11 protein-coding genes are annotated in these 13,650 nt (G+C 36.4%); 1 reads left to right on the top strand and 10 read right to left on the bottom strand.

Features of this window, described 5'->3' with window-relative positions:
• Window positions 1–9 precede the first annotated feature (9 nt).
• The 8 genes from LF887_RS05995 to LF887_RS05960 all read right to left on the bottom strand — a co-directional run bounded on the left by LF887_RS05995 (window position 10) and on the right by LF887_RS05960 (window position 7,747).
• Window positions 10–999, bottom strand: a complete 990-nt coding sequence (locus LF887_RS05995; protein WP_236857916.1) for an NAD(P)H-dependent flavin oxidoreductase — start codon at window positions 997–999, stop codon at window positions 10–12.
• Window positions 1,000–1,253: 254 nt separating this feature from the next.
• The gene (locus tag LF887_RS05990; protein ID WP_236857915.1) at window positions 1,254–2,621 is read right to left on the bottom strand and encodes a peptidylprolyl isomerase; all 1,368 of its coding nucleotides are present in this window, start codon (window positions 2,619–2,621) and stop codon (window positions 1,254–1,256) included.
• A gap of 86 nt (window positions 2,622–2,707) precedes the next feature.
• Window positions 2,708–3,631, bottom strand: coding sequence for a PfkB family carbohydrate kinase (locus LF887_RS05985; protein WP_236857914.1), 924 nt, complete (start codon window positions 3,629–3,631; stop codon window positions 2,708–2,710).
• A 28-nt stretch (window positions 3,632–3,659) separates the two neighbouring features.
• Entirely contained in the window at window positions 3,660–4,217 is a 558-nt protein-coding gene (gldD, locus tag LF887_RS05980; protein ID WP_236857913.1) for a gliding motility lipoprotein GldD, read from the bottom strand.
• Window positions 4,218–4,261: 44 nt separating this feature from the next.
• Entirely contained in the window at window positions 4,262–5,296 is a 1,035-nt protein-coding gene (mutY, locus tag LF887_RS05975; protein WP_236857912.1) for an A/G-specific adenine glycosylase, read from the bottom strand.
• An 84-nt stretch (window positions 5,297–5,380) separates the two neighbouring features.
• On the bottom strand, window positions 5,381–5,839 hold the full coding sequence (locus LF887_RS05970) for a hypothetical protein (RefSeq protein ID WP_236857911.1): 459 nt from the start codon (window positions 5,837–5,839) through the stop codon (window positions 5,381–5,383).
• 77 nt (window positions 5,840–5,916) lie between these two features.
• A complete protein-coding gene (locus LF887_RS05965) occupies window positions 5,917–7,278 on the bottom strand; it encodes a DUF5458 family protein (protein ID WP_236857910.1) in 1,362 nt (453 codons plus the stop codon).
• A gap of 22 nt (window positions 7,279–7,300) precedes the next feature.
• The gene (locus LF887_RS05960; protein WP_236857909.1) at window positions 7,301–7,747 is read right to left on the bottom strand and encodes a type VI secretion system contractile sheath small subunit; all 447 of its coding nucleotides are present in this window, start codon (window positions 7,745–7,747) and stop codon (window positions 7,301–7,303) included.
• A 354-nt stretch (window positions 7,748–8,101) separates the two neighbouring features.
• Between LF887_RS05960 and LF887_RS05955 the strand changes: the two genes are divergently transcribed.
• A complete protein-coding gene (locus tag LF887_RS05955; RefSeq protein WP_236857908.1) occupies window positions 8,102–9,148 on the top strand; it encodes a hypothetical protein in 1,047 nt (348 codons plus the stop codon).
• 61 nt (window positions 9,149–9,209) lie between these two features.
• On the opposite strand, the gene LF887_RS05950 is transcribed toward LF887_RS05955, so the two are convergent.
• Together LF887_RS05950 and LF887_RS05945 are read right to left on the bottom strand one after the other, a co-directional pair.
• Entirely contained in the window at window positions 9,210–11,306 is a 2,097-nt protein-coding gene (locus LF887_RS05950) for a M13 family metallopeptidase (protein ID WP_236857907.1), read from the bottom strand.
• A 228-nt stretch (window positions 11,307–11,534) separates the two neighbouring features.
• Window positions 11,535–13,592 (bottom strand): M13 family metallopeptidase, encoded by a 2,058-nt coding sequence (locus tag LF887_RS05945; RefSeq protein ID WP_236857906.1) that lies wholly within the window; start codon window positions 13,590–13,592, stop codon window positions 11,535–11,537.
• Between the last annotated feature and the right edge of the window lie 58 nt (window positions 13,593–13,650).

Raw genomic sequence — 13,650 nt, 5'->3', positions numbered from 1 at the left:
AAAATTATATTAAAAAACAGGCATTTTTATTTCTTCAAATTCTTTTAACAGTTGTTTAAAAACGGTTTCTACCGAAAGAATATCGTCTATCAGAGCCGAAACCTGTCCTATTTCCAGTTCGCCATCTTCCATATCTCCTTCAAACATTCCTTTCTTAGCTCTGGCTCTTCCCAGGGAGGTAATCAAAGCTTCTTTATCTCTTCCTGTCTGATAGATATTTTCAAGCTCGTCAAAGAATTTATTTTTAACCATTCTTACAGGAGCTAGTTCTTTTAGGGTAAGATGAGTGTCTCCTTCCTGAAGTTCTGTAATTTTCTTTTTCCAGTTTTCGTGAGCGCTGGCTTCGGTAGTAGCTGCAAAGCGGGAACCAATCTGTACACCGTCTGCTCCCAGGATCATAGCAGCTTTCATCTGTGATCCCAACGCAATTCCTCCTGCAGCAATCAGCGGCCTGGAAATATGTTTTTTGACATTGGGAATAAGACAGAATGTTGTCGTTTCATCTCTTCCATTGTGGCCCCCAGCCTCAAAACCTTCGGCAACAATAGCATCTACTCCGGCATCTTCACATTTTACAGCAAATTTGGTAGAGGAAACTACGTGGGCAACTTTGATTCCTTCTTTCTGAAGAGTTTCTGTATATGTTTTTGGATTACCGGCTGACGTAAATACAATTTTCACCCCTTCTTCCAGAATAATCTGAATTATTTCTTCAATATTCGGGTACAGCATGGGAACATTTACTCCGAAAGGTTTATCTGTTGCCTGCTTACATTTTTGGATATTTTCTCTTAGAATATCAGGATACATACTTCCTGCACCTATTAAGCCTAATCCTCCACAATTGGATACAGCGGAAGCTAGTCTCCAGCCGGAATGCCAGATCATTCCTGCCTGAATAATTGGATATTTGATGTTAAAAAGGTGTGAAACTCTATTTTGGCTGGCCTGCATATCATGAAGTTTTTTTGCCGAATTGAAATCTATAAAATTACTCATGCGTAAAAATACTAAAAACAACCATTATCAGGACCTGCTATCGGTTAAAAAAACAGTTAAGAAAACTAAATATTATCATTTTTTATACTGCTCCAGTACCAGGTCTATAACAGGACTGATTTTCAAAATTTTTTGAATCAGCTTCTGCGTCTTTTTGTAGATTGCCATCGTTTACTACGGAAAGTTCTGAAACTGGTATTTCCTTTTATCAGAAGGCATAAAAAAAGCCTTCAGAAATTCTGAAGGCTTTGATTTTATTTTTTTAAAGACTCTTTCTTCCAGTTAGCCTTGAAGTTACAGTTATCATAACGTCCGTCTATAGAAATGAAAGTTGTTGGCAGTTTAGAGTTAACAAACTTTTCAACCATTTCACTTTTCTTTTTATTAAGTGCCATCTGCTTGATTCTGCTAAAGTCTGTTTCCAGAGTAATCTGGTGAGCAGGGATCACATCTTCCAGCTTAATAATCTTAATAGATTTTCTTTTATTTTCTTCATCTTCAAAAGCAGTAGTGATGTCTCCTTTATTCAACCCTGCCAATTCATAGCTGATTGTTCCGGGAATACTTTCTCTTTCAATTTTATCAGAACCGTCTGCACCGGGAACAACTCCCGCGTTAAACTTTGTTCTTTTATCATCTGAAAATCTGAAAGCAGCATCTTTAAACGTCATTTTACCTGCGATAATTAAACCTCTGATGCTGTCTAATTTTGCTTTTGCAGTATTAAGCTCTTCATCTGTAGGAGTCGCTTTTAAAAGAATATGTCTTGCATCATAAACTTTACCTGATCTTTTCAGAAGCTGAATAATATGATATCCGAATTCAGATTCAATAGGTTCTGAAATTTCATTGTCCTGAAGGTTCAGGGCAGCCGCTTCAAATGGCTTTACCATCTGACCTTTATTGATATTCTTATATAAACCTCCATTGGAAGCAGATCCTTCATCTTCAGAATAGATTCTTGCCTGGCTTTCAAAGGTTTCACCACCAAGGATATCTTTTTTGATCTTTTTCAGTCTATTGATCAGATCCTGCTTATGAGCCTCTGTCAATGATGGGTAAATCATAATCTGAGCTAAAGTAACTTCATCTTTTACCTCTGGCAGCTGTGATTTATAAAGATTATAAAAGTCAGTTACCTCATTTGGAGTTACGTCTGCTTTATCAGTAATTCTTTGATATTTTGCCTGTCCGTAATATTGATCGTTATCAATTTTTTCGATAGCGTTCTTCATTTCATAGGCATTTCTGAACTTATAAGCGGCAAGCAATGTTTTTTCATCCGGAAATTGAGAAAGCAACTGACGGTATTTTGCATTAGCCTGTTCTTTGATTGCTGCAGAACGGTTTTCAATTAATGTATCTTTTTTCGCTTCATATACAAGAAGCTTATTGCTGATAAGGTTTTCAAGGAACTCACATTTATCTGTGTTTGTAGCCCCCTGCTGTTTCCCGTAATTCATCTGCTCGGTTACATCAGATTCCAACACGATCTCATTCCCAATAACAGCAGCAATACCATCCACCAAATCTCCTGGTTTTAGCTGGGCATTCATCATATTGGAAGAAAACATCATGATGAAAATCCCAAGAAGAAAAGTGATTTTTAGTTTATTTGTCATTTTACTATTTTAACAAGTTGCAAATTTAGAATTCTTAACGAATTTTACTCAATTTTTTATTATAAATATTTCTTAAAAAGACTTATTTACTGCAGGTCAACATCAAATGTTGTTAATTCTTTAAATTGTCTTAATCTGCTGAACATATCAGATTCATCTACTTCCTGAATTCTTTCAGTTCCAAATTTCTCTACGGTAAATGAAGCCATTGCAGATCCTACGATAAGGGCAGATTTCATTGTTTCGAAATCAATTTTTCCTTTTTTAGCAAGATAAGCGGCAAAACCACCTGCAAAAGTATCTCCGGCTCCGGTTGGATCGAAAACGTCTTCTAACGGAAGTGCAGGGATAGCAAATACTTTATTATCATGGAAAAGTAAAGCACCATGCTCTCCTTTTTTAATGATTACATATTCTGGTCCCATTGTATGGATCTTCTTCGCTGCTTTTACTAAAGAGTATTCTCCGGAAAGCTGTCTCGCTTCTTCATCATTGATGGTAATTAAATCTGTTTTTGAAATCATCTCCATCAAAATATCCCACGCAGAATCCATCCAGAAGTTCATGGTATCCAGAATAACAAGCTTAGGACGTTTGTTCATTTTTTCCAATACGGATAATTGAACACCAGGGTGTAGGTTTCCAAGTAACAGGATTTCAGAATCCTGCATTGAATCAGGAATTTTCGGATCAAAATTCTCCAATACGTTTACTTCTGTAGCCAAAGTATCTCTGGTATTCAAATCGTTATGGTATTTTCCTGACCAGAAGAATGTTTTTCCTTCTTTTACGATTTCAATTCCTTCGATATTTACTTCTCTATTTGTGAACATATCAAGATGTTCCTGTGGAAAGTCTCCTCCTACTACAGAAACGATACCGGATTTAACGCCTAAAATAGATGAAGTAATCCCAATATAAGTGGCTGCACCTCCTAAAATTTTGTCCGTTTTACCAAATGGTGTTTCAATTGCATCAAATGCAACACTTCCTACAACTAAAAGTTTCATATATTTTTCAATGTATATTAAAAGTAATTTATTTTTTCCATTCAAAAGAGTCCAGCAGGTGCTTCATATCATTTTTGATATAACTCACCGCAGGAGCCAGAGAATCCGGTTTCGGTCTCGAATTAAAGTATAAATAAGCAGTTACGAAATGTTTCGTACTGTCTGTAATGTAAAACTGAAGATTGGAAGCACTCTGTCCTTTCAGTTCATAGAAATTCCCATATACTTTCTTTTCAGGGTATTCAAAGGATTTTGTATCTATAGAACTTGCTTTGATGGTATGTTCGTATACCATCTTTTCTGCTTCCTTGATATGTTCTGCAAAGTCATTCTGTATCGGGTAGTAAGTAACGAAAACCTTTGCCTTCATTTGAGGATAGTTCAGATAGAACCAGCATGGTTTCTTAGCTGGTGTAATCGAAGCAAAACCCGAATATTCAAAGGTATAGGCACAATCGTTTTCAAACTTCTGGTATTTCGGTGTTGGATATTCCAGACGCAGTTCTCCGTAAGGTTTCGGAGTCGTATCTTTTCCACATGAAATTAAAAGCAGTGATACAAAAATAAAAATGACTTTTTTAATCATTTTGCAAAAGTACAAATTAGATTTCAGATTTCGGAAGACAAATTTCAGTCTTTCAGAGAGTTTTGAATGTAATTTTCCAAAGGCTTCGGAAAGGATTTTTCATGCGAGTCTTCAACGTCAGTAATCAGGTATTGATTTTCAGTTATAAAATCATTCCACATCTTCTCTGAGGACACTTCCACGCTGAATATTTCAATGCTTAAATTTTTGTGTGTCAACTTATGGGCCACTGTTTTTGAGTTTGTAATAAACGGCTCCATCTCAGCTGGAATGGATGCAGGAAACTCAAACAATTTCTTCCAGATAAAGTCATCTTTTCTCTGGCGAATCAGAAATTCTCTGTTTCTGTGTACAAAATAGTAAGTTAAAGCAAGGTCTTCTGCTTTCACTTTTTTTGTTTTAACGGGATAATCGGAAATTTTATCCATAGAAAATGCAAGGCAGCCTTCATGAATAGGGCATTCACCACAAAGAGGATTTTTCGGTTTGCAGATCTCAGACCCCATATCCATCATTGCCTGATTGAAATCACCAACATTATCCGGCATCACCAGAGCAGCAAGTTCAGAAAAATAGGTAAATGCTTTTGAATTCGAAATATCAAAATCATCGGCAAAAAAACGACTCAGAACACGGTAAAAATTACCATCAACCGCCGGAGTTCTAGCTCCAAAACAAATGCTTGAAACTGCAGCAGCTGTATATTTACCTACGCCTTTTAGTTTTAAGATCTCATCATACTGATCAGGAAATATCCCATTGTAATCATTCATGATTTGCTGTGCAGCTTTATGAATATTAATCGCTCTGGAATAATATCCCAAACCTTTCCAGTATAGTAAAACCTCATTTTCTTCAGCATTTGCCAAAGTGGTCACATCCGGAAATCTTTCAATGAAATTATTATAGTGATTAAGTCCCTGACTGATCCTTGTCTGCTGAAATACGATTTCGCAAATCCAGATCTTATAGGGATCTTTTGTCTGTCTGAAAGGCAAATCTCTCGCATTATTTTTATACCACTCCAAAAGCCTGTTTCCTACATGAAGAAATTCTGAGGCTGTCCTATTTTTTTCCAAAAACCAATCTTATTTTAAAGTCAAGAAGAGCACGTTTTCTCTTCATTCCGGTGCATTATTTCAATATTGCAAAGATAAGGTTATTTATTTTTTCTTCACAGGATATACAGAAGCTCCTTTTAACCATTGATATTTAAGATTTCTATCCCTGGCAATAAGACGATAACCTTCCAGTTTTTTCAGATAAACGTACATTGAGTCGTTATTTTTCAGTTTTAGCTTATAAGGAGATAAGAACAGCATAGGAGTTTCTACGGTAGAATCTCTTACTGTTTTTAATACTTTTCCTGATCCTACTTTATAAAGAAAAAAAGATTTTCCCCGACCTTTTGAGCTGTCTGCTAATTTTACGCTTGAGCTTGCAATAACGAGCTCACTGCCTTCAAAGCATTCATCCTCATTCATGATGTACGCTTTCCCTTCCTGATGTTCATCTGAAAAGAGATCATTTTCATAATGAGCGGGACTTTGGTATTTTTTTTCACAGCCTATAATAAGAAGCATCAGCAAGGCAGGCAGGCCCATGATCAATTTTTTGTTCATATTCAATTTCATAGATATTGGTAGAAAAAAACCGATGTAAAAATTGCATCGGTTTTCATTATTTAAAATAAGTTTTTTTATTCCTGAGAGTATTCTGCATCCCATTCGTTACCATCATCTCCTTTGTGACCATCAAGTTTAATAACGAAACTTTTGGTTGGGAAATAGGGAGTCATACGGATGTCAAGCCATACTCTGTCTTTGTTCACTCTATCCTGCTCAAAACGAACAATTTTGAATTTTTCAATCAATTTGTCCGGTCCTTTAATATTATCAAGGAAGGTAACAATCTGTCTTCTCAAATCGTCTTCGTTTTTGGCGTTCCAGTTTTCGAAAGCTCTTCTGTTCAGGAAGTCCAGTAATACTTTGGTTACGTAGTCGAATACACGAACTACGGAATACGTCTGAAGACCTATATTGTCTCCTGTAAATAAGGTCTTTGCAGAGAAAGCCATAATTTTTCCGTATTCATTTACCATTGGTACCAGACCCATTTTTTCTAACTGAGAAATTTCACTTTTCTTCAATTCGAATTTTACAGCGTCTACTTCGTTGATATTACCGTGTTTTTTACCTGCTGCCACCTGAGACATCAGTGTTTTATGGATTTTTCCGGCTAATGAAGTGGATGGTGGAAGTTCTACGTTGTCTTCTTCCCCTACTTCTTCAGCTTTTCCACGTCCTACAAGCCAGTTACACGTCATAATAACGTTACTTCTGTGAAGTTCACCTCCTGTAAGGTTTGCAGAATGAAATAAATCTACAACGTCGTCCGGTTTATCAAGATTTGCGAAATCCGTAACCATCATTACTTTGTTTTCATTACAGATTTTTGCCCACTTTTCAATTACCTTATTGGAACCTAAGTATCCTGGAATGGCAAGGATTGAATAGTTATCTCTAAGGTCTAAACGGTCGTAGTAATTTTTGAATTCGTCAGAGATGGCATCAATGAATAAAGGGTTATCCAAATCTGAAACCTGATCGATGCTTGCATTCACAATACTCACGTTATCCACTTTGTCCAACTCTGTATTTTTGTAGAATTGAGCCACTGTTCTGTAGTTGGTTTCCAACATACGAACGGCATCCAGTGTATTTTTTAAGTTTGTCTTTAAGTTCTGGTCAGCCTGCTGTGCTTTAGTTTTGCACGTTTCGGCCATTTTATCTGCAGATTCGCTTCCTTCCAGAAGGCTTACCCAAAGGTTGATCTTCTGAAGAAGTTCTTTCCTTTCATCTGATTTATTACTGTCTGTAAGAAAGATTTCCTTTCTTGCTTTTCTTGTTGGGTTCATATTGGCGATACCGTCTACAACGGATTCAACAAAGCCAAAACCACCCATTTTATTGAGTTCAGCAAGCGGGTTTCCTTTCGGCTGCCCTGAGTGTTGCTGCTGCCCCTGCTGTTGGCTTTCTTGCGCCTGTAATTTGCTATCCATGATTTGATTTAAAAGTCTTTAATTATTTTTCAAGTTCTTGTGCCACTTCTTTTAATACGTCTATGAACGCCGCTCTTGTCTGATCGTTCTCCAGCATATTGCGTAAGATTTTATTTGTTTTCAGCTGACGTACAATTTTATTGTACTGCTCCTGTTCTATGCTCAGCTGCTGCAGATAGTCTGACTTTTGAGTAAGACTTTTGGGAGTAAATTCGCCAAGATGTTGAAAACGGAATTCTTCTTCAACCACTCCTCCGTCTTCTGTTTCGTGCTGTACAGACACTGAAGGCTGGAAATGTTTGAAAACGTCTTCTACTGTTTTCAATCCTGTTACAATTTCAGGGGTATAAGATTCTTCTGTTGTAAGCTGGCTTACTATCAGTGATTTATTTTCCTGTATTTCCTGAATAGCTTCATTAGCGTCTACTTTTACCTCGTTTCCGCCAACACCATAATTAAACATTGCCATATTATTATTATTTTGAGATTTACTATTTGGTTTTGGATCTGTCTTTGAGTAATTTACAGACGAATCAAATAAATTACCAATCCAATGTTTAAATTTAAAAAAAAACTGTAACATACAAAATTTTACCAAGTTTTTTCTTGGATTATTTAAATTTCCTTAAACATATTTAACATAAAATCATGATCTTACGATATCACTAAGCTATGAAAAAATAAATAAAATCGTTTAAGAAAAAATAAATAAAATTTTTGATTGGTTTACTGGTATAGAAAAACAGTAAATGAGTGTTAAAATGGGAATTCTTCAGACGCTTCAAAAAAAAAATCTTTATATTTAAGCAAAGGGAACAGTATTATGAAAGATGTAAAAATAGCGTTTAGAAAACCTATATTTCCAATTTCAGAAGCATTACATCAATATCTGGAAAAATATAACAGAACTACTAAAATTAAGTTTCTGTATGAAGACCTCCTGAGGTTTAGTGACAGTGTGAATATTCTGGATAAAGAGGGCAAAGATACATTGTGGCTCGGGGTTTTATATTCTGAATATGACTTTCTGGAAATAGAGGCTAATTTAAATAAAATCTACACCCTCCTTCATTCTGATGGAGATATTGCTACTTTACCTTATCTGAAAGTGGATACCATCGACTTTTGTACTTTTGGAAATTCTAAACCTTTTCGGATTAGGGTGAGAAATATACTTAATGATAATTATACTTATTTTTATATTAAACAGGCGGATGCTTCCCGAATATTCGGACTGGAACTTGAAGACCTGCTTTCTACCAACCGAATTAATTATCTGGTTTATAAAAACACTTTAATTGAAGAGCATATTTTAGGAATACCCGGAGATGTTTTTATTCAGAAACATCTATTCAACTGTACGGAACTTGAAAAGGCGCAGATTTCCAAGGAATTTGTAAAATTCAATGAACGCTGTCTCATTGGGCTTCTTGGTGATATGAGGTCTTATAATTATGTTGTTATTCCAATCCACGATTTCGACCAGGTTATTTACAGAATTCGTCCCATCGATTTTGATCAGCAAACTTATGAGGGAAATCTGAAGGTCTATCTTCCGCAGTATTTCAAAGAAAATAATCAAATGGTCCATATGGTACTGGAAAAACTTAAACCCAGTTCTATAGAGCAATACCGTAAGGAAGTACGTTCTCAAATCGTAAAAAGAGTGACAAGCAGTAAAGGCAGATTTGATGAACTTATTTCTATTATGAAAAAAGACAATATCGCACCGGAGGCCAATGTTACAGAACTAAAAACTGCTTTACAAAAACTTACCTATGATGTTAATTTCAAATATTGTACAACCATGGGAGACATTATGGAAACCGGAATAAAGTTTGTTCTCCGGAATTACAAGAAAGAATATTAAAAAGAGAATCCGTCTCAATCCAAAGTGAGACGGATTCTTTTTCTAACAATTTAAGGTAAAATTACCAAATTTTTATTCTGTCCTGAGGGGCTTTGTACATTTTGTCTCCAGGTTTAATATCAAATGCCTTGATGAATGAATCCTGATTAACCAACGGGCCAAATGCTCTGAACATTCCCGGAGAGTGCGGGTCTGTTTTCACCTGATTTGTCATATACTGATCGGTAGCTTTTGTTCTCCAAACGGTTGCCCAGCTCATAAAGAATCGCTGATCCTGAGTAAATCCACTGATTTTCCCTGGGTTTCCTTTGTCTTTCAGATACATCTGAAGAGCATCGTATGCTACTGCTACTCCACCAAGGTCACCAATGTTTTCACCACTCGTGAATTTTCCGTTAACAAAACTTCCTTTTACAGGTTCATAAGCACTGTACTGAGCTGCTAACTGACCTACTTTTGCATCAAAATTTTTACGGTCAGTATCTGTCCACCAGTTATTAAGGTTACCATCACCATCGAAACGTGAACCGCTGTCATCAAATCCGTGAGAGATCTCGTGACCGATTACAGCTCCAATACCTCCGAAGTTTACAGCGGCATCAGCTTTAGGGTTATAGAAAGGAGGCTGAAGGATTGCTGCAGGGAAAACAATTTCGTTGTTTGATCCGCTATAGTAAGCATTTACTGTCTGTGGAGACATTCCCCATTCTGTTTTATCAACAGGTTTGCCTACTTTATCCAAACTTCTCTGATATTGCCATGCTGACACATTCTGAAGATTGGAATATAATGTTGCTCCCTGTTTTGGAGATTCAACTTTCAACTGGCTGTAGTCTTTCCATTTGTCCGGATAAGCAATTTTCACTGTAAATTTGGATAGTTTTTCCTGAGCTTTTACTTTTGTTTCAGGAGACATCCAGTCCATATTGGCAATATGAGTTTTGAATGATTTTAAAATATAATCAATATAGGTTTCCATCTGCTGTTTTGCTTCCGGAGTAAAGTATTTATCGACATATAATTTACCAAAAGCTTCTCCAAGAACTCCATTTACAAGAGTAAGTCCTCTTTTGTCCATTGGACGCTGCTCTTTCTGGCCCTGTAAATATTTAGCATAAAAGTCAAATCTGATCTGCTCTAAGTTGTCATCCAGATTACTTGCATTCCCATTAATAATATGGTATTTCAAGTAATCTTTCAATAAAGGAAGATTCTTCTGCGTCACAAACTGATCCATATTCTGATAGTACTTCAGCTCTCCAATGATCACTCTGTCTGTATTTACTCCTGCATCTTTAAGATATTTTGCAAGATCTACATTTTTAACAAGACCTGATAATTCGGAAACATTTTTAGGATTGTATCTCAGATTGGCATCTCTGTTCTGCTCAAGAGTCAATAAATAATTGGCAAGCTGTTTTTCAAAATCCACAACATTCTGTGCGGTCTGAGTTGAATCTTTATATCCTAAAACACCAAATAGCTTTCCAACATAGGCCTGGTATTCTGCTAACGTTTTAGTATTTGCTTCGTTTACTTTTTGATAATAATCTCTTCCTAAGCCAAGATCCGGACCTCCAAGATAAACGGCATTCATCTTAGAGTTTTTCATATCTGCGCCCACTCTCCATCCGTAGAAAGAGTTATCCCCTAATCTTGTAGCCTCTAAAAGGTATTTCTGAAGGTCGTTAAGATTTTTAATGGCATCAACTTTTGCAAGATCAGCCTTAATAGGAGCCAGCCCTTCTGCATTTCTTTTAGCTGTATCCATAAAAGAAGCATACAGATTCTGAATTTTCTGGCCTTCTGATCCAGCAGGGTATGATTCTGTAAGAATTTTGTTCAATATATCTAATGAAGCATCATCTACATTTTCTCTCAATGCATTGAAAGATCCCCAATTTGCTTTATCGGAAGGAATCTGAGTGTTTTTCACCCAATTTCCGTTCACATAGCTAAAAAAGTCATCCTGCGGACGGACGTTGGTATCCATATAGGATAAATTGATCCCCTCCTCTTTTACTTCTTCTTTCACAGGCTTTGCTACAGTTGCCGCAGCTTCAGTTTTATTCTCTGTCCCAGCAGTCTTTGCTGCACCACAAGAATTAAGAAATACAATACCCGAAAGGGCAAGTATTCCAATATTTAGCTTTTTCATTAAAGATAATTTTTGATATTACACAAACTTACCAAATATACAAACTTTAAGGATATATGATGAAGGATAATTAAAAAGTGGAAAACTGAATTTGGAAAGTGGAAAATGATAAATGAGAAATTAGAAATTGTATGGCAAATTATGAGGCAGACTACCGTACTCTTAATCCTGACATATTTATATCTAAAAAAGCAAAAACCGTTCATTGCTGAACGGTTTTTATATTGATTACCAGATTTTAATTCTTTCTTCCGGTGTTTTGTATAATTTGTCTCCTTTTTTCACATCAAATGCTTTGTAGAAGGCATCAACGTTGATAAGCGGACCGAAACTTCTGAAATATCCAGGAGAATGCGGATCTGTTTTCACCTGATTGATCATATATTTCTCACTTGATAAAGTTCTCCAAACGGTTGCCCAGCTCAGGAAGAATCTCTGATCCTGAGTAAATCCACTGATTTTCCCAGGATTTCCTTTATCTTTCAGGTACATCTGAAGAGCATCGTAAGCGATATTTACCCCTCCCAAGTCAGCGATGTTTTCACCGTTTGTGAAGGTACCGTTTACGAAAGTTCCTTTTACAGGCTCATATTTGTCATATTGAGAAGCAAGCGCTTTTGTAGCTTTTTCGAAGTTAGCTTTGTCTTCCGGAGTCCACCAGTCAACTAAGTTACCATCTGCGTCAAACTGTGCCCCTGAATCATCAAACCCGTGGCTCATTTCGTGACCGATTACGGCACCAATTCCACCAAAGTTTACCGCTGCATCAGCCTTTGGATTAAAGAATGGCGGCTGAAGAATCGCTGCAGGGAATACAATCTCGTTATTTACCGGGTTGTAATATGCATTTACAGTTTGTGGAGTCATACCCCATTCTGTTTTATCAACTGGTTTACCGATTTTAGCTAAATCTTTATTGTACTGCCATTCACCGATGTTCTGAAGGTTTTTGTACAATGTACCACCTTTAGCTTCAGGAAGAATTACCAATTTTGAGTAGTCTTTCCATTTATCAGGATAAGCAACTTTTACAGTAAACTTATTCAGTTTCTGCATTGCCTTTTCCTTAGTCGTTGAAGACATCCATGCTAAATTATTGATATGAACTGCGAAACTTTTCTTTAAGTAGTCGATCAGTTCAACCATCTGAGCTTTTGCTTCGGCAGGGAAATATTTTTCAACATATAATTTTCCGAAAGCTTCTCCCAAAGAACCGTTGATCAACTCAAAACCTCTTTTGTTAAGCGCCCTTTGCTCCTGCTGTCCTCTAAGGTATTTACCATAGAAAGCAAACTTCATATTTCCTAAGTTTTCACTTAGATAAGAAGCACTTCCGTGGATCATGTGGAATTTCAGATAATCCTTGATCACCGGAAGATTCTGAGCATTTACCAATTTATCAAAATTCTTATAGAATCCTAATTCACTGATAATTACTTTATCTGTATTTACTCCTACTTTTTTAAGGTAACCAGGAAGGTCAACACCTTTTACCAAAGTGGAAAGTTCAGCCATCGTCTTAGGATTGTACTGAAGCGTATTATCACGGCTCTGCTCGTTTGTCAGATACGTATTTGCAATGCTTTTTTCATAGTTCACGATACCTTTTGCTGCTTCATCAGCATTTTTGTATCCTAATTCTTTTAGCATTGAAGCTACATACTTCTGATATTCAGCAATTGCTTCTGTATTTTTCTCGTTTACTTTCTGATAGTAATCTCTTCCTAAACCTAAAGAAGCATTTCCTAAGTAAACGGCATTCATTTTAGAATCTTTAAGGTCTGCATCCACTCCCCATCCGTAGAAAACGTTTTCACCTTCTTTTGTTACAGAAGCCAGGTAAGTCTGAAGATCAGCCATATTTTTAATCGCATCAATCTTATTCAGATTTTCCTGAATAGGCTTGATTCCGTCAGCATTTCTCTTCTCCATGTTCATGTAAGTAGCGTATAGATCCTGAATCTTTTTCCCCTCACTTCCGTCAGCAAATTTGTCTTTCAGAAGAGAATTCAGGATGGTCATGGAATTGTTATCCGTATCTTCAGCCAGTTTGTTGAAGCTTCCCCAAGTTGGTTTGTCAGATGGGATTTTAGCGGTCTTCATCCAGGTTCCGCTTACATAGTTATAAAAATCATCCTGTGGACGTACTGAAGTGTCCATCAAGCTAAGGTCTAAGCCTTTGTCTGCGTTATTAACTGCGGTTTTTACCGTTTTTGCTTGTGCGCTCATCGTATTCTGAGTACAGATCCCTGCTATTAAAAACAAAGAAAGCGTTATTTTTTTCATTATGATAACAATTTATATAATAGGTATAGTTAATTAACTATTTGTTACTTTTTAGAGA

It is taken from the genome of Chryseobacterium sp. MEBOG06 (assembly GCF_021869765.1).
Lineage (GTDB): Bacteria > Bacteroidota > Bacteroidia > Flavobacteriales > Weeksellaceae > Chryseobacterium.
Note: the sequence above shows the minus strand (reverse complement) of the source record. Positions and strands in the feature narration are given on the sequence as shown.